Origin of the sequence: Pseudomonas putida, from assembly GCF_002906855.1 — a bacterium.
Lineage (GTDB): Bacteria > Pseudomonadota > Gammaproteobacteria > Pseudomonadales > Pseudomonadaceae > Aquipseudomonas > Aquipseudomonas putida_N.
In genome coordinates this window covers 1644343-1661850 of the sequence record NZ_MINI01000038.1, presented here as the reverse complement: position 1 = coordinate 1661850, position 17508 = coordinate 1644343, and the positions used below count along the sequence as shown (strand labels likewise).

General features: G+C 64.5%; 14 protein-coding genes. 5 read left to right on the top strand and 9 right to left on the bottom strand.

From position 1 onward, the window contains the following. The first annotated feature begins 1 nt into the window (after position 1). Together mupP and BGP85_RS20330 are read left to right on the top strand one after the other, a co-directional pair. Complete coding sequence (mupP, locus tag BGP85_RS20335; RefSeq protein WP_103449590.1) at positions 2-673, top strand: N-acetylmuramic acid 6-phosphate phosphatase MupP; 672 nt, start codon at positions 2-4, stop codon at positions 671-673. A 30-nt stretch (positions 674-703) separates the two neighbouring features. Continuing rightward, the gene (locus BGP85_RS20330; protein ID WP_103449589.1) at positions 704-1444 is read left to right on the top strand and encodes a YciK family oxidoreductase; all 741 of its coding nucleotides are present in this window, start codon (positions 704-706) and stop codon (positions 1442-1444) included. 81 nt (positions 1445-1525) lie between these two features. Here the strand turns inward: BGP85_RS20330 and BGP85_RS20325 are convergent, their stop codons facing one another. The 7 genes from BGP85_RS20325 to BGP85_RS20295 form a co-directional block, all read right to left on the bottom strand. Then, positions 1526-2311, bottom strand: coding sequence for a TenA family transcriptional regulator (locus tag BGP85_RS20325; RefSeq protein ID WP_103449588.1), 786 nt, complete (start codon positions 2309-2311; stop codon positions 1526-1528). 39 nt (positions 2312-2350) lie between these two features. Further along, positions 2351-4807 (bottom strand): EAL domain-containing protein, encoded by a 2457-nt coding sequence (locus BGP85_RS20320; protein WP_103449587.1) that lies wholly within the window; start codon positions 4805-4807, stop codon positions 2351-2353. Between the two features lie 100 nt (positions 4808-4907). Continuing rightward, complete coding sequence (locus tag BGP85_RS20315; protein WP_103449586.1) at positions 4908-6740, bottom strand: ABC transporter ATP-binding protein; 1833 nt, start codon at positions 6738-6740, stop codon at positions 4908-4910. Further along, entirely contained in the window at positions 6733-7365 is a 633-nt protein-coding gene (locus BGP85_RS20310; RefSeq protein ID WP_103449585.1) for a DsbA family protein, read from the bottom strand. The genes BGP85_RS20315 and BGP85_RS20310 overlap by 8 nt, the downstream gene beginning before the upstream one ends. Before the next feature lie 3 nt (positions 7366-7368). After that, on the bottom strand, positions 7369-8301 hold the full coding sequence (gene trhO, locus BGP85_RS20305; protein WP_103449584.1) for an oxygen-dependent tRNA uridine(34) hydroxylase TrhO: 933 nt from the start codon (positions 8299-8301) through the stop codon (positions 7369-7371). 109 nt (positions 8302-8410) lie between these two features. Beyond that, the gene (locus tag BGP85_RS20300) at positions 8411-8707 is read right to left on the bottom strand and encodes a BolA family protein (RefSeq protein WP_103449583.1); all 297 of its coding nucleotides are present in this window, start codon (positions 8705-8707) and stop codon (positions 8411-8413) included. 10 nt (positions 8708-8717) lie between these two features. Continuing rightward, on the bottom strand, positions 8718-9242 hold the full coding sequence (locus BGP85_RS20295) for a DUF2059 domain-containing protein (protein ID WP_027918170.1): 525 nt from the start codon (positions 9240-9242) through the stop codon (positions 8718-8720). A gap of 154 nt (positions 9243-9396) precedes the next feature. On the opposite strand from BGP85_RS20295, the gene BGP85_RS20290 reads away from it, so the two are divergent. Then, a complete protein-coding gene (locus BGP85_RS20290) occupies positions 9397-10791 on the top strand; it encodes a class II fumarate hydratase (RefSeq protein WP_103449582.1) in 1395 nt (464 codons plus the stop codon). 118 nt (positions 10792-10909) lie between these two features. Here BGP85_RS20290 and BGP85_RS20285 read toward each other — a convergent pair whose 3' ends face one another. Together BGP85_RS20285 and pap are read right to left on the bottom strand one after the other, a co-directional pair. Next, positions 10910-11863 (bottom strand): DMT family transporter, encoded by a 954-nt coding sequence (locus tag BGP85_RS20285; RefSeq protein WP_103449581.1) that lies wholly within the window; start codon positions 11861-11863, stop codon positions 10910-10912. A gap of 117 nt (positions 11864-11980) precedes the next feature. Then, positions 11981-13474: a polyphosphate:AMP phosphotransferase gene (gene pap / locus BGP85_RS20280; protein WP_103449580.1), complete on the bottom strand. Its 1494-nt coding sequence runs from the start codon at positions 13472-13474 to the stop codon at positions 11981-11983. Positions 13475-13577: 103 nt separating this feature from the next. Between pap and mnmC the strand changes: the two genes are divergently transcribed. Together mnmC and BGP85_RS20270 are read left to right on the top strand one after the other, a co-directional pair. Continuing rightward, positions 13578-15545 (top strand): bifunctional tRNA (5-methylaminomethyl-2-thiouridine)(34)-methyltransferase MnmD/FAD-dependent 5-carboxymethylaminomethyl-2-thiouridine(34) oxidoreductase MnmC, encoded by a 1968-nt coding sequence (mnmC, locus tag BGP85_RS20275; RefSeq protein ID WP_103449579.1) that lies wholly within the window; start codon positions 13578-13580, stop codon positions 15543-15545. A gap of 172 nt (positions 15546-15717) precedes the next feature. After that, on the top strand, positions 15718-17505 hold the full coding sequence (locus tag BGP85_RS20270; RefSeq protein ID WP_103449578.1) for an N-acetylglutaminylglutamine amidotransferase: 1788 nt from the start codon (positions 15718-15720) through the stop codon (positions 17503-17505). Positions 17506-17508: the final 3 nt, after the last annotated feature.

Sequence of the window (17508 nt, the reverse complement as noted above, 5' to 3'; positions counted from 1 at the left end):
CATGCGTTTGCAAGCAGTACTCTTCGACATGGACGGCACCCTGCTGGACACGGCGCCGGACTTCATCGCCATCTGCCAGGCCATGCTCGCCGAGCGCGGCCTGCCAGCCATCGATGACCAGCTGATCCGCGACGTGATCTCCGGCGGCGCCCGCGCCATGGTTGCCGCAACCTTCGCCATGGACCCCGAGGCCGAAGGTTTCGAGGCCCTGCGCCTGGAATTCCTCGAGCGCTACCAGCGCGACTGCGCCGTGCACAGCAAGCTGTTCGACGGCATGGGCGAGCTGCTGGCCGACATCGAAAAGGGCAACCTGCTGTGGGGCGTGGTGACCAACAAGCCAGTGCGCTTCGCTGAACCGATCATGCAGCAGCTGGGCCTGGCCGAGCGTTCGGCACTGCTGATCTGCCCGGACCACGTGAAGAACAGCAAGCCCGACCCTGAGCCGCTGATCCTCGCCTGCAAGACCCTGGGCCTGGACCCGGCCAGCGTGCTGTTCGTCGGCGACGACCTGCGCGACATCGAGTCTGGCCGCGACGCCGGCACGCGTACGGCCGCGGTACGCTACGGCTATATTCATCCAGAGGACAACCCGAACAACTGGGGCGCCGATGTGGTGGTGGACCACCCGCTGGAACTGCGCAAGGTGATCGACAGCGCCCTGTGCAGCTGCTGATCTCCCCCAGGCTCTTCAAGGACACCTGACATGTTCGACTATACCGCCCGCCCCGGCCTGCTCGCCGGCCGCGTCATCCTGGTCACCGGTGCCGGCCGCGGCATCGGCGCCGCTGCCGCCAAGGCCTATGCCGCACTGGGCGCCACCGTGCTGCTGCTGGGCAAGACCGAAGCCAACCTCAACGAGGTCTACGACCAGATCGAGGCCGCCGGCCACCCGCAGCCCGTGGTGATCCCGTTCAACCTGGAAACCGCCCTGCCCCACCAGTACGACGAGCTGGCAGTGATGATCGAGGAACAGTTCGGGCGCCTCGACGGCCTGCTCAACAACGCCTCGATCATCGGCCCGCGCACGCCACTGGAGCAGCTGTCGGGCGACAACTTCATGCGCGTGATGCACATCAACGTCAACGCCACCTTCATGCTCACCAGCACCCTGCTGCCGCTGCTCAAGCTGTCGGAGGACGCCTCGGTGGTGTTCACCTCCAGCAGCGTCGGGCGCAAGGGCCGGGCGTACTGGGGGGCCTACGGGGTGTCGAAGTTTGCCACCGAAGGGCTGATGCAGACCCTGGCCGACGAACTGGAAGGCGTGGCGCCGGTACGCTCCAACAGCATCAACCCGGGCGCCACGCGCACGGCGATGCGTGCGCAGGCATACCCGAGCGAAAACCCGCAGAACAATCCGCTGCCGGAAGAGATCATGCCGGTCTATCTGTACCTGATGGGGCCGGATAGCAAAGACGTGAATGGGCAGGCGCTCAACGCCCAGTAAGCCTTGTGCCGCCTGTACCGGCCTCTTCGCAGTTCAGACCTGTAGGAGCGGGCTTGCCCCGCGAAGAGGCCAGTACAGGTTTCACCCGGCAGCCAAGGCCGGGCGCAGGCGCCCTTGCTGACGCCCTTCCAGTTGCATGCACCGCTCCAGGAACAGGTACATGCAGTCATAACTCTTGCAGACCGCCTTGCGCAGCTCGTTGCGCAGCCCCTGGGTCGGGTTCTCGCCCGCCAGCGTGCAGATGATCTCCAGCGCCTCCCACGGGTGCGCATCATCGTACTGAGCATGCATCTTCAGCCACTTCATCGCCCGCTTGCGTACATCCTCCGGGAAGCCCATGGCATAGGTGTCCTCGGCGCACACCACCGCCGACCACTCGCCGGTCGCCCCCTCGATCGCATAGTTGGTCGCCGCCATGGCGATCGCCAGCGACTCGGTAGTGCAGACGCGCCAGCACCAGTCGTTCAGCCCGTTCAGCTCTGGCGGCACTTCCTGTGCCTGCAGGTCGTGCAGGTGAACGCCATGGGCATGGCACCAGTTCACCCAGTAGTCGGCATGGTTGAGCTCGACGCGGATGTTGCGCATCAGCCAGCGCCGTGCCATGTCCTCGCCTGGATGGCGGGCATAGCGAGTCTTGGTCAGGTTGTGGGCCATGTACAGGGAAAACTGCTCGACCACCGGCCAGCCACCGATCAGGTACTGGCGAATGGTCGACTGGCGCAGCTCGCCATCACGCAGGCGCTGATAGAACTCGTGCTCGACCACCCGGCGCTTGCTCTCACGGCAATCCTCGATGAGTTGCTGGGCCCACTGGGGGTAACTGGCCGGGTCCATCAAGGGCCCGATACGTACGAATGCATCAATCACTTTCAGCTCCTTGATCCTTGTGATTTTGCGGACGTGTTTTCAGCGAAATGTACCTGGCGCCCGATGCAACAAGGGCCGCGCAGCAATCCGTTGGCGCTGCAGACTGTCACAGGTGAACACCTGTGGCCGTTCAATCAGATAGCCCTGGGCGTAATCCACGCCGATCTCCTGCAAGGCCTGCTCGATCAACGGTGTTTCGACGAACTCGGCGATGGTCCGCTTGCCCATGACGTGGCCGATGTGATTGATCACCTCGACCATGGCACGATTGACCGGATCGTCGAGCATATCTTTGACAAAACTTCCGTCGATCTTCAAGAAGTCGACGGGTAAATGTTTCAAATAGGCAAATGACGACATCCCGGCACAGAAGTCGTCCAGGGAGAACTTGCAACCCAGCCCCTTCAATTCATTGATGAAGCGGATGGCGCTGCCGAGGTTGGCAATGGCACTGGTCTCGGTGATCTCGAAGCAGATCATGCGCGGCGGAATGGCATATTCGACGAACAACCGCTGCAGGTACTCGAGGAACTTGTCGTCACCGATGCTGGTGCCGGAAAGGTTGATCGCGCACATCGCCAGCGGCCCGTCCCGTCCTTCGTCCAGGCATTGGCGGATGACCTCGAAAACGCTGCGCACCACCCAGCGGTCCAGCGCCGTCATCAGGCCATAGCGCTCGGCGGCTGGAATGAAGCTGTCCGGGAGGATGGTGCGACCGCTTTCGTCGTGCAGGCGCAGCAGGATCTCGATATGGCCTGGACCCTCGATGGCTTTCAGCGCGGCGATTTCCTGGCAATAGAGGCAGAAGCGGTTTTCCTCCAGGGCCACATGCAGGCGCTGGATCCAGGCCATTTCACCAAAGCGCATGGACAGCTCGCTGTCGTCGGCATGGTACACCTGCACCCGGTTACGGCCCTTTTCCTTGGCCATGTAGCAGGCCATATCGGCGGCCCGCAACGAAGCCTCCAGCGTTCCCGGCGCCTGCGCCATGTGCACCAGGCCGATACTGACGGTGGTCACGAACGGCCTGCCCTTCCACACGAAATGCAGGCTCTGCACAGCCTGGCGCAAGTTCTCGCCGATGCGCTCGGCCTGGTCGGCCGGGCAGTTTTCCAGCAGCACACCAAATTCATCGCCACCCAGGCGCGCGAGGGTATCGCCTTCACGCAGCCCCGACTGCAACACCGCACAGATATGCCTGAGCAACTCGTCACCGGCAGCATGGCCGCAGGTATCGTTGACCAGCTTGAACTGGTCGAGGTCGAGGAACATCAACGAATGCCGCCCGGCCTGGCGCACCAGGCCATTGAGCGCCTGCTCCAGGCGGTATTCGAATTCGCGGCGGTTGGCCAGGCCGGTCAGGGCATCATGGGTGGCCTGCCAGGACAGGTTGGCGATGTACTGCCGCTCCTGGGTCATGTCGTGCAGCACCAGCACGATACCGGCCAGCTGGTCGTTATTGATGATCGGCGAGCCGACCAGGTTGACCGACACCGTACTGCCATCCAGGCGTTGGATCAGCCGGGAGTGCTCGGCGCCGCCCTTGAGGCTGCCACTGAGCACCTGCTCGACCAAGGTGCAGCCTTCGCCCTGCTCCTCCTCGTCGAGAAGGCTGAACAGTGCACCCAGCGGCAGGCCCTGCGCCTGCCCGGACTGCCAGTGGGTCAGCTGCTCGGCAGCCGGGTTCATGTAGACGATATTGCCCTCGACATCGGCAGTGATCACCGCGTCACCAATCGACTCCAGGGTGATCTGCGCCCGCTCCTTCTCCTCCCGCAGAGCACTGGCGAACGCCTGGCGCTGGGCCAGCAGCTTGCTCGAACGGCGCCAGGCAATAGTAATGAGGAACAGTGCGGTCAGCAGGTTGGTGACCAGCAGCACCCGCAGGAGCATCCGCGAGCCCTCACCCAGGGCGTCACTGAAGGCCTTGGCTGCGGGCGTGACGCCTTCGTTGATAGCGACGATGCGGCTCTTCCAATCCTTGAGCTGGGCGGCGTCGACCTGGCCTGCGGCGACACTCGCGTGCATTTCGCTGGCCAGCACATCGAGCTTGGCCAGGTAGTCATCGCCGATGTTCCAGTAGTCGATCGCCGTCTGCATGTAGCTGACCTGGCGGAAATTGCGGTAGAACCAGATGATCCGGTCGACATCGTCCGGGTGGTTGCCACCCTGCAGCACGGCCTGGCGGGCGCCTTGCAGGTCCGGGCTGGCCTGGTCGAGCAGTTCACGCAGGTCGTGGTCGCCCTGGGGCACGGTAATGGCCTGGCGATAGCGCTGATAGGTGCGCTCGTCGCGGTCATCGGCATACAGGTTGAGGTAATAGATGGCGTCTTTTTGCGCCTTGGACCAAAGGCTTTCACCGGCCACATAGGCACGGACTGCCGACAATGCATAAAGGCTGAGGCTGCCCAGCAATACCTGGAATACGACAACGGCGATGAAGGGCCAGATGATACCTACCAACCTTGGCGCTTCTTGAGTGCGATTTCCCTTCATTTAGTCCCTGTCGCAGAGCAGATAAGACTTCGAATCAACCCAGACAAGCACAGCGTAGGCCATTTGCTATCTACATGGAGGGGAATTTTTTGTCGGGCACTCAGGTCTGCTGCAGATGCCCATAGAGCTTGGCGTACAAGCCTCCCTCGGCAATCAGCTGCTGGTGGTCGCCATCCTCGGCCACATGGCCACCGTCAAACACCAGCACGCGGTCGGCCTGCTTCACCGCCGACAAGCGGTGGGCAATGATCAGCGTGGTCCGGCCGTTGAGAAAGCGCGCCAGTGCCTGGTGCAGGTTGTACTCGGTGGCGGCATCCAGCGCCGAGGTAGCCTCATCGAGAATGACCACCTTGGGCTCGGCCAGCACCATGCGGGCGATTGCCAGGCGCTGACGCTGCCCACCCGACAGGCGCACCCCCGAGCGGCCGACCACGCTGTCCAGCCCTTGCGGCAAGGCGGCGATGGTGGCGTCCAGCTGGGCAATACGCAGTGCCTGCCAGCAGGCCTCGTCGGTGCATTCGCGCCCCATGGTCAGGTTGGCGCGCACGCTGTCGTTGAACAGCGAGGGGTGCTGCAGCACCACTGCGACGTTCTCGCGCAAGGTCTCAAGGCCGATTTCCTGCAGGCTGGCACCGCCAAAGCGGATGGTCCCGGCCTGCGCGCTGTACAGGCCCAGCAGCAACTGCACCAGGGTGCTTTTGCCGCCACCGCTGGCACCGACGATGGCCACCTTCTCACCGGGGGCAATGACCAGGTTCAACTGGTCCAGCACCGGTTCATCGGCATAGGCGAAGCGCAGGTCGCGCACCTCGATACCCACCGTCTCGCGGCCGACGAACGGGTCACTGGCGGCCGGGTACTGCGGCTCGTCGGCCCGCGACAGCAGCTCGTTGAGCCGGCTCAGCGCGCCGCCGGCGGCGTAGTAGGCATATTGCAGGTTGAGCAGCTGCTCCACCGGGCCGATCATGAACCACAGGTAGCTGAACACCGCCAGCATCTGGCCGATCGACAGGTCGGAGAACAGCACGGTCAGCATCGCTGCAGCGCGGAAAATATCGATACCGAACTGGAACAGCAGGCCACTGGCGCGGCCACTGGCATCGCTCTTCCATTGCGACTCCACGGCATAGTCGCGCACTTCACGGGCCCGCAGGCCGAGGCGGCCGAGGAAGTAGCCCTGGCGGTTGCCAGCACGGATTTCCTGGATGGCATCCAGGGTTTCCGACAACGCCTGGGTAAAGCGCGAGGTGCTGTCGTTCTCGAGTTTCTTCAGGTGCTTGACCCGCTTGCCCAGCTGCACGGTGAAATAGATCACCAGCGGGTTGAACAACAGGATCAGCAACGCCAGCTTCCAGTGCATCCAGATCAGGATCGCCGCCGTGCCGGTGAGAGTCAGCATGGCCACCAGGAAGCGGCTGAGGGTTTCGCCGACGAACTTGTCGAGGGTGTCCAGGTCAGTGACCAGATGTGTGGTCACGGTACCGCTGCCAAGGCTTTCGTATTCCTTGAGCGAGATGCGCTTGAGGCGCTCGATCAGGCGAATGCGCAGGCGGTAGACGATGTCCTTGGCCAACCCGGCGAACAGCTTGGCCTGCACCACGTTGAAGACCAGTGCCGCCAGGCGCAGGCACAGCGTGGCCGCCAGCATCAGGCCGATGTAGCCGGCCGCCACTTGCCAGCCGCTCGGCAGCAAGTGGTTCATCCATTTCAGGGCGGCGTCGCCGTGGCCCAGCAGCACTTCGTCGACCAGCAACGGCAGCAGCAACGGAATCGGCACGCTGCAACAGGCCGCGAGCACGGCGACGAGGTTGGCGGTCCAGAGGTTTTTCTTGTGATGCAGGGCCAGGCGGCGGATTTCCGCCCAGCTCAGGCGATCAGACACAGCGGCGGGCTTCCCTGGCACAGGGTCTGGCGACCCTGGCAGATCAAGCACAGACGGCCTGCTGCAGCCAGCGGCCAAGCAAGGGTTGCAGGCTGTCCAGCGGCTGGTAGCCGTTGGTCAGCAACGCCAGTTGGCCGTTGCGCTCGGCCAGCAGGGTCGGGAAGCCGGCGATGCCGAGGTCCTGCACCCAGCTGAAGTCCGCGCTGGTGGCGGCGCGGGTGTCATGGCTGGCGAACTGCTGGGCGAAGCGCTCACGGTCGAAGCCGGCCTGTTCGGCCAGCTCGACCAGTTGCGGGGCGCGGGTGACATCCAGGCCGTGCTCGTAGAACGAACGCTGGATCAGCGCCAGCAGCGGCCAGACACGTTCGGCGTCCAGCTCGCGGGCAGTGACCAGGGCGCGGCAGGCCGGTTCGGTGTCGTAGACGAAGCCGTCAGGCATGGCGCCTTCGAAACGGAACGGCTGCCCGGTGGCTTCGGCCACCGCCTGCCAGTGTTCGAGGATGTACTTGCGGGTCGAGCCGTCCAGCGCGCTGCCACCGCTGCGCAGGCCGCCCGGCACCAGCCGCGTGCTGACGCCCGCCTCGGCGGCCTGTGCGATCAGCGCCGCAGCCACTGGCGCGAACCCCCAGCACCAGGAGCACATCGGGTCCATCACATAGATCAGGCGGGCGGTCATGGTTCAAGCCTCGGCTTTGTAGTTGTAACCAATCGGGTGTGGCTGGTTGCGGGCCTTGGCCAGCTCGATCTGCTTCTGCCGGTCGATGGCGCTGCGCCGGGTCTTCTCGCTCAGGGTGTCCCAGCAATGCGGGCAGCTCACGCCTGGCGAATAGTGCTCGGACTCGCGGTCCTTGGCATCGACCGGGTGGCGGCAGGCATGGCACTGGTCGTACTCGCCTTCGCTCAGGTCATGGCGCACCGTGACACGGTTGTCGAAGACGAAGCAGTCGCCGTCCCAGAGGCTTTCTTCCTGAGGCACTTCCTCGAAGTATTTCAGGACGCCACCCTTAAGATGATAGACCTCCTCGAAGCCTTCACCGAGCATGTAGCTGGAAGCTTTTTCGCAACGGATGCCGCCAGTGCAGAACATCGCGACCTTCTTGTGCTTGCTCGGGTCGAAGTTGGCCTTGATGTACTCGGGGAACTCGCGGAAGGTCTCGGTCTTCGGGTCGATGGCGCCCTTGAAGGTACCGATGGCCACTTCGTAGTCGTTGCGGGTGTCGATCAGCAGCACTTCCGGGTCGCTGATCAGGGCGTTCCAGTCCTTGGGCTCGACATAGGTGCCGACGGCCTGGTTCGGGTCGACACCCGGCACGCCGAGGGTGACGATCTCTTTCTTGAGCTTGACCTTGGTGCGGTAGAACGGCTGCTCGTCGCAGTAGGACTCTTTGTGATCGACATCCACCAGGCGCGGGTCGTTGCGCAGCCAGGCGAGCAGGCCGTCGATGCCTTCGCGAGTGGCCGAAACGGTGCCGTTGATGCCTTCGCGGGCCAGCAGCAAGGTGCCTTTGACGCCGTTGTCGAGCATGGCCTTGAGCAGTGGCTCACGCAGTTCGACGTAGTCTTCCAGAGTGACGAACTTGTACAGCGCCGCCACGACGATAGCTTGGGACATGAAATCGGTTCTCCAGGTGGTCACCCTCGTAAGGGGCGGACCGGAATGACAAATAAAAACGCGCCGACAAGCGGCGCGTTGGGCAGTCTACCAGATTGCCGGAAAGGATTCAGTGCCCGCCGCCTGCACACACCGGCGAGGCCGGTGCCACGCCCACCTTGGCCCACTCCTCGGCCGTGTAGGTGTGGATCGCCAGAGCGTGTATCTGGCCCATCAGCTCACCCATGGTGGCGTAGACCTTCTGGTGGCGCTTGACGCTGTTGAGCCCGGCAAACTGCTCGCTGACGATCACCGCCTTGTAGTGGGTTTCCTGGCCACGGCTGTGCATGTGGCTTTCGTTGAGCACTTCAAGGTGTTGCGGGGCCAGGGCGGCCAGTTGTTGCTCGATGCGTTGCTGCATGCTCATCGGGCGTTACTCACTTCTTGGCCGGGGCGGCGGCCTTGCCTGCGTTCGGGTCCAGCTCCTTGGTCATGTCGTCCAACAGCTTGTTGACCACCGGTACGGCCGGTTCCAGGCTGGTCTGGGTCAGCTGGGCCGACTGCTGGGTGACCTTGGGCATTTCACGCAGGACTTTCTTGCCCAGCGGCGACTCGTAGAACTTGACCAGGTCCTTGAGCTCCTGCTCGGTGAAGGTCTGGGTGTACAGGTCGACCATCTTCGGCTTCAGCTTGTTCCAGCCGATGGCGTTGTCCAGCGCGGCGTTGGCCTTGGCCTGGTAGCTCTCGAGCACCGGCTGCTTGGAGGCCGGGGCCTTGGTCTGGGCGAAACGCTGGGCGAACATCTGCTGGACCTGCATGTACACCGGGGTGCCCAGCTTGTCGGCATTGGCCAGGGTCAGGAATTTCTCGGCGGCAGCATTGTGGCTGGCAGTGGCAGCGAGTACCTGGCCGCTGGCACAGGCCAGGGCGACGGCAGCACAGAGGACACGGAGACGGGTCATTGCATTTCCTTCAGGAGGGGGAGGCGGTACCTCAGAGTAGAGCATTCTGCTCCCGTCAGGGCGCAGCGCTCAAGTGGCACGACGAGCGAATGAACCGCTCGATCGCATGAGGGCCTAAACTGCTGATTCTGACTGACAAAGGAGTGAACGCAGCATGAGCCGTATCGAGACAGACAGCCTGGGCCCGGTCGAAGTTCCTGAGGACGCCTACTGGGGCGCACAGACCCAGCGCTCGCTGATCAACTTTGCCATCGGCAAGGAACGCATGCCGCTCGCGGTGCTGCACGCCCTGGCACTCATCAAGAAAGCCGCCGCGCGGGTCAACGACCGCAACGGCGACCTGCCCGCCGACATCGCCCGGCTGATCGAACAGGCTGCCGACGAAGTGCTCGATGGCGAACATGACGACCAGTTCCCGCTGGTGGTGTGGCAGACCGGCAGCGGCACCCAGAGCAACATGAACGTCAACGAGGTGATCGCCGGGCGCGCCAACGAGCTGGCCGGCAAGGGCCGCGGCGGCAAGGCGCCAGTGCACCCCAACGATCACGTCAACCGCTCGCAGAGCTCCAACGACTGCTTCCCCACCGCCATGCACATCGCCGCAGCCCAGGCGGTGCATGACAAACTGCTGCCGGCGATTGCCGAGCTGTCGGCGGGGCTGGCCGAGTTGTCGGCGCGCCATAGCAAACTGGTCAAGACCGGCCGCACGCATATGATGGACGCCACGCCGATCACCTTCGGCCAGGAGGTGTCGGCCTTCGTCGCCCAGCTCGACTACGCCCAGCGCGCCATCCGTTCCACCTTGCCAGCGGTGTGCGAGCTGGCCCAGGGCGGCACCGCCGTGGGCACCGGGCTGAACGCCCCGCACGGCTTTGCCGAAGCCGTGGCCGCCGAGCTGGCCGCCCTCTCCGGCCTTCCCTTCATCACCGCCCCCAACAAGTTCGCCGCCCTCGCCGGCCATGAGCCGCTGACCAGCCTGGCCGGTGCCCTGAAGACCCTGGCAGTGGCGCTGATGAAGATCGCCAACGACCTGCGCCTGCTCGGCTCCGGCCCACGCGCGGGGCTGGCCGAAGTACGCCTGCCGGCCAACGAGCCGGGCAGCTCGATCATGCCCGGCAAGGTCAACCCGACCCAGTGCGAGGCCCTGTCGATGCTGGCCTGCCAGGTATTGGGCAACGACGCGGCAATCGGCTTTGCCGCCAGCCAGGGGCACCTGCAGCTGAACGTGTTCAAGCCGGTGATCATCCACAACCTGCTGCAGTCGATCGAGCTGCTGGCCGATGGCTGCCGCAACTTCCAGCAGCATTGTGTGGCCGGCATCGAGCCGGATGCCGGGCAGATGGCGGCGCACCTGGAGCGCGGTCTGATGCTGGTAACGGCGCTGAATCCGCACATTGGCTATGACAAGGCGGCGGAGATTGCCAAGAAGGCCTATGGCGAGGGCAAGACCTTGCGTGAGGCAGCGCTTGAGTTGAAGTACCTGACCAATGAACAGTTCGATCAGTGGGTAAGGCCGGAGAACATGCTGGCGCCCGGTGGCAAGGGCTGACTCATCAATAGCCTGTGCCGGCCTCTTCGCGGGGCAAGCCCGCTCCTACAGGTGATCGCGTACCCTCTGTAGGAGCGGGCTTGCCCCGCGAAGAGGCCGGCACAGGCAACTTTTCAGCTCAAGCCAATCGTGCCCTTCTGGCCTTCCACCCGGCCACCAGCGAAGGCCCCAGGGCCACCAGCGTCGACCCCGCCACCACCGTCACCGCCCCCACATAGCCCAAGGTATTGATGTCCTCGGCCTGCACATACTCCGGCCACACCACGGCGGCCAACGCCACCGCAACAAAGGTGACGAGCGGCGTCAGCGCCAGCGTGGCACTCACCCGCGACGCCTCCCAATGCGCCAGCGCCTCGGCAAACGCGCCATACGCCACCAGGGTGTTCAGGCAGCAGGCCAGTAGCAGCCAACCCTGAACGGGGGTCAATTGCAGCGCCTCCAGCGGATGTACCCACGGCGTCAGCAGTGCCGCGCAGCTCAGGTAGATGACCATCATCACCTGCTGCGAATGCCACACCGTCAGCAGTTGCTTCTGGCTCAGGGCATAGAACACCCAGATGCTGGTCGCCATGAGAACGGTCAGGACCCCCGTGGTATAGGCGCCAAGTGAGGTCAGCAGCTCTTCCAGGCGCTGATTGAAGAACAGGCCAAAACCGCACAGCAGCACCAGCAGGCCGATGCCCTGCCCCAGGCTGAAGCGCTCCTTGAACACGAACACGCTGGCCACCAGCAACAGCACCGGCCCCATCTGCACCACCAGCTGGGCGGTGCCGGGGCTCAGCAGGTTCAGGCCGATCAGGTACAACACGTAGTTGCCCATCAGCCCGAACACGGCCACCACGATCAGGGCCCTGCCCTTGGGCGCCAGCTTGCGCAGCGAAGGCAGGCGCCGCTGGGCCGCCAGCCAGGCGAACAGCACGCCGCCGGAGACCAGCAGGCGGTACCAGGTGACGGTCATCGGGTCGACCACCTGCAGCACCTGCTTGAGTTTGATCGGCAGGATGCCCCAGAGCAGCGCGGTCAACAGTGCCAGGAACAGGCCGTAGCCCCAACGGCCGGAAGTCGTGTGCATACAGTCCTCGAATTAGCCCTTGGTGCGGGTAACCGAATTCTAAGGGCTTGGCGCACCGAGCCGGAGGAAAATGCCGGGAAATAAATTCATCGGGTCATTCCCTCGCGGCATGCCTGGTTATTTCTTGTCCTTGGCGAAAGCCGCCTCCAGGGCCTCATTGATCGTGCGCAGCACCTTCACCCGTGCCCAGCGCTTGTCGTTGGCTTCGACCAGTGTCCAGGGTGCGATCTCGCTGCTGGTGCGGTCGACCATGTCGCCCACGGCCTGGGTGTAGTCGTCCCACTTGTCGCGGTTGCGCCAGTCGTCTTCGGTGATCTTGTAGCGCTTGAACGGGATCTGCTCGCGCTCTTCAAAGCGCTCCAGCTGGGTCTGCTGATCGATCGCCAGCCAGAACTTGACCAGCACCACGCCCGCATTGACCAACTGCTCCTCGAAATCGTTGATTTCGCCATAGGCGCGCATCCAGTCGGCTGGCGTGCAGAACCCCTCGATGCGTTCAACCAGCACGCGGCCGTACCAGGAGCGGTCGAAGATGGTGAACTTGCCACGCGCCGGAATGTGCCGCCAGAAGCGCCACAGATACGGCTGCGCACGCTCTTCCTCGGTCGGCGCGGCAATCGGCACGATCCGGTACTGCCGTGGGTCGAGCGCGGCGGCGACGCGGCGGATGGCACCGCCCTTGCCAGCAGCATCATTGCCCTCGAAGGCGGCCACCAAGGCATGCCGGCGCATATGCTTGTGGCGCAGCAGCCCTGCCAGCCGAGCCTGCTCGGCGACCAGCTGCTCCTGGTAGTCTTGCTTGTCCAGGCGCAGGGTCATGTCCAGCGCGCCCAGCAGGTTGCGCTGGTCGATGCTGCGGCCCAGCGGCGCGATATTGCCCTGGTGCTTTCCCTTGGGGTTCACGGCCAGTGCGGCCTGCAGGCTATCGAGCAGGATGCGGCCCACGGCCAGGCTGCGGTAGTGAGGGTCGACACCTTCGACCACATGCCAAGGTGCATAGTCGCGGCTGGTGCGGCGCAGCACACGCTCGCCGAAGCGCACGAAACGGTCGTAGGTTTCCGACTGCTGCCAGTCCAGCGGGCTGATCTTCCAGCTGTGCAGCGGGTCGTCCTTGAGCGATTTCAGGCGCGCCTTCATCTGCTTCTTGGACAGGTGGAACCAGAACTTGATGATCAGCGCGCCTTCGTCGCAGAGCATCTGCTCCAGGCGCTCGGCCCCGGCAATGGCCTGGTCGAGCACGGCATCCTTGAACACGCCGTGCACCCGGCCCTGGAGCATCTGGCTGTACCAGTTGCCGAAGAACACGCCCATCCGCCCTTTGGGCGGCAGCGCCCGCCAGTAGCGCCAGGCCGGGGGCCGGGCCAGTTCTTCATCGGTCTGCTGGTCGAAGGTGAGCACGTCGATCATGCGCGGGTCCATCCACTCGTTGAGCAGCTTGACCGTTTCGCCCTTGCCGGCGCCTTCGACGCCGTTGATCAGCACGATCACCGGGAAACGCGCCTGCTGCTTGAGTTCGTACTGGGCCTCCAGCAGCGCCTCACGCAGCGCGGGGACTTCTGCGTCGTAGGTTTCCTTGTCGATGCTGTGACCGATTTCCGCGGATTCGAACATGCACTGGCTCCTTCATTGGATAAGCAAGACTAGCGGATTTGCAGAGTGCCTGTGCAAACCCAGATGGCATAAAATCCGTACATCCGCTGCAACCGAGCCAATCATGTCCACCCTCCTCCAGCATGCCCAGATCGACTGGGACGACCAGGGCCGCCCTCACTCGCGGCAGTACGACGACGTCTATTTCTCCAAGAATGAAGGCACCGACGAAACCCGCTACGTATTCCTCGAGCAGACCCGCCTGGCGCAACGCTTCGCCGACCTGGCGCCACATGGCTGCCTGGTGATCGGCGAAACCGGCTTCGGCACCGGCATGAACTTCTTCTGCGCCTGGCAGCTGTTCGCCGAAAAGGCCCATGCCGATGCGCGCCTGCACTTCATCAGTGTCGAGAAGTACCCGCTCGGCCATGACGACATGGCCCGCGCCGTGCGCCTGTGGCCCGAGATGGCGGCCTTCACCGAGCCGTTCCTGGCGCAGTACGTGGCAGTACACCCGGGTTTCCAGCAGTTCAGCTTCGACAATGGCCGGATCACCCTGACCCTGCTGATCGGTGACGTGCTGGAACAACTGCCGCAGCTCGACGCGCACATCGACGTGTGGTTCCTCGACGGCTTCGCGCCCGCGAAGAACCCCGACATGTGGACCCCCGAGCTGTTCGCGCAACTGGCCAGGCTGGCGCATGCCGGTACCGCATTGGGTACCTTCACCACCACCGGCTGGGTACGCCGCGGGCTGATCGATGCCGGCTTCACCATGAAGAAGATCCCTGGCATCGGCAAGAAGTGGGAGGTGATGAGTGGCGAATACACCGGGCATCCCTCTACGGCCAGCGCCGCGCCCTGGTACGCCCGCCCTGCCCCCGTGGCCGGCCCGCGTCGGGCACTGGTGATCGGTGCCGGCCTGGCGGGCAGCGCCAGTGCCGCCAGCCTGGCCGCACGCGGCTGGCAGGTGACGGTACTGGAGCGCCACGGTGCACCTGCCCGGGAGGCCTCGGGCAATCCGCAGGGCGTGCTGTACCTGAAATTGTCCGCCCATGGCACCGCCCTGTCGCAGATGATCCTGTCCGGCTTCGGCTTCACCCGGCGCCAGCTCGAACGCTTGCAGCGTGGCCGCGACTGGGATGCTTGCGGCGTGCTGCAGCTGGCCTTCGACAGCAAGGAAGGCGAGCGCCAGGCCAAGCTTGCCGATGCCTTCGACAGTAGCCTGCTACGGGCACTTGAGCAGGCCGAAGCCGAGGCGATTGCCGGGGTGGCGCTGCCGGCGGGCGGCCTGTTCTATCCGGAAGGTGGTTGGGTGCACCCTCCCGCGCTGTGCGAGGCGCAGCTGAAGCATCCGGATATTCGCATTCAGCTGCACCAGAACGTGGTCGAACTGCGCAAGGCCGACGGCCTGTGGCAGGCGTGGGATGGCGAGCGTTTGCTGGCCAGCGCGCCGCTGGTGGTGCTGGCCGGGGCCGCAGATGTGCGCCGCTTCGAGCCTTGCGCGCAATTGCCGCTCAAGCGCATTCGCGGGCAGATCACCCGCCTGCCGGCCACCACGGCCAGCCGCGCATTGCGCACCGTGGTCTGTGCCGATGGCTACGTCGCACCGCCCCGTTGTGATGAGCACACCTTGGGCGCCAGTTTCGATTTCCACAACGACGACCTGACACCGACGGTCGCCGAGCACCAGGGCAACCTGGCATTGCTGGACGAGATTTCCACCGACCTGGCCTCGCGCCTTGGAGCACAGACACTCGACATCGAGCAGTTGCAGGGTCGTGCGGCGTTTCGTTGTACCAGCCCCGACTACCTGCCGATTGTCGGGCCGGTAGCCGACCCTGCGTTGTTTGCCGAGGCCTATGCCGTGCTTGGCAAGGATGCGCGACAGGTGCCGGAGGTGGCGTGCCCGTGGGTGGATGGGCTGTATGTGAACAGTGGGCATGGCTCGCGAGGACTGATCACGGCGCCGTTGAGTGGGGAGCTGATTGCAGCCTGGGCCAGTGGTGAACCGTTGCCGTTGCCACGGCCGGTGGTCGAAGCCTGCCACCCGAACCGGTTCATGTTGCGCAAGCTGATTCGAGGGAAGTGACAGATTGGGCTGCTGCGCAGCCCTTCGCGAGACAAGCCCGCTTCCAGAACAGGCAGATACCGATCGTTATAACAGATCGATCTAAAACTCCCACAAACCACACGGGTCAGTTCCTTACAGGGTGCCCTAATCCGGGGCACTCATTCCCCAACGGAAAAACCGGTAAGGACTTATGTGCGGATTAGCAGGAGAGTTGCGTTTCACCCCCATCGACCAAGCCCCTCGCCCAGCCGACCTGGCTGCGGTAGAGCGCATCACCCATCACCTGGCGCCCCGCGGCCCCGATGCCTGGGGCTTCCATAGCCAGGGTCCGATCGCCCTCGGCCACCGCCGGCTGAAGATCATGGACCTGTCGGACGGTTCGGCACAGCCGATGGTCGATAACACCCTGGGCCTGTCGCTGGCCTTCAACGGCGCCATCTACAACTTCCCCGAACTGCGCCAGGAGCTGCAGGACCTGGGCTACAGCTTCTGGTCCGAAGGCGACACCGAGGTGTTGCTCAAGGGCTACCACGCCTGGGGCGCCGCTTTGCTGCCCAAGCTCAACGGCATGTTCGCCCTGGCCATCTGGGAGCGCGACAACCAGCGCCTGTTCCTGGCCCGCGACCGCCTCGGCGTCAAGCCGCTGTATCTGTCGCGCAACGGCGAACGCCTGCGCTTCGCCTCGACCCTGCCGGCGCTGCTCAAGGGTGGCGACATCGATCCGATGATCGACCCGGTGGCGCTCAACCACTACCTCAACTTCCATGCTGTGGTGCCTGCTCCGCGCACGCTGCTGGCCAATGTGCAGAAGCTCGAACCCGGCACCTGGATGCGCATCGACCAGCACGGTGAAGTCGAGCGCCAGACCTGGTGGCAGCTGAAGTACGGCCCCAACCTGGACGAACGCGACCTCGACCTGGAAGACTGGACCACCCGTGTGCTCGACGCCACCCGCGATGCCGTGGCGATCCGCCAGCGCGCCGCCGTGGACGTCGGTGTACTGCTGTCTGGCGGTGTCGACTCCAGCCTGCTGGTCGGCCTGCTGCGCGAGGTCGGCGTGGACGACCTGTCGACCTTCTCCATCGGCTTCGAGGATGCCGGCGGCGAACGCGGTGACGAGTTCCAGTATTCCGACCTGATCGCCAAGCATTACGGCACCCGCCACCACCAGCTGCGCATTGCCGAACACGAGATCATCGACCAGTTGCCGGCTGCCTTCCGCGCCATGAGCGAACCGATGGTCAGTCACGACTGCATCGCCTTCTACCTGCTGTCGCGGGAGGTGGCCAAGCATTGCAAGGGCGTGCAGAGTGGCCAGGGTGCCGACGAGCTGTTCGCCGGCTACCACTGGTACCCGAAAGTGGACGGTGCCGACGATGCCTTCGCCGCCTACCGTGACGCCTTCTTCGACCGCAGCCATGACGAGTACCGCGACACGGTCCAGGCCCCTTGGCTGCTGGAAACGGACGCCGCCGGCGATTTCGTCCGCGAGCACTTCGCCCGCCCCGGTGCAGCCGATGCCGTGGACAAGGCCTTGCGCCTGGACAGCACGGTGATGCTGGTCGACGACCCGGTCAAACGGGTCGACAACATGACCATGGCCTGGGGCCTGGAGGCGCGCACGCCGTTCCTCGACTACCGCCTGGTCGAGCTGTCGGCGCGCATTCCAGCCCGCTTCAAGCTGCCCGACGGCGGCAAGCAGGTGCTCAAGCAGGCTGCACGGCGGGTGATCCCCCACGAGGTGATCGACCGCAAGAAGGGCTACTTCCCGGTGCCCGGCCTCAAGCACCTGGAAGGCGCGACCCTGGGCTGGGTGCGCGACCTGCTGACCGACCCGAGCCAGGACCGCGGCCTGTTCAACCCGGCGATGCTCGACCGCCTGCTGAGCAACCCGCACGGCCAGCTCACCCCGCTGCGCGGCTCCAAGCTGTGGCAGCTGGCGGCCCTGAACCTGTGGCTCAGCGAACAAGGAATCTGACCG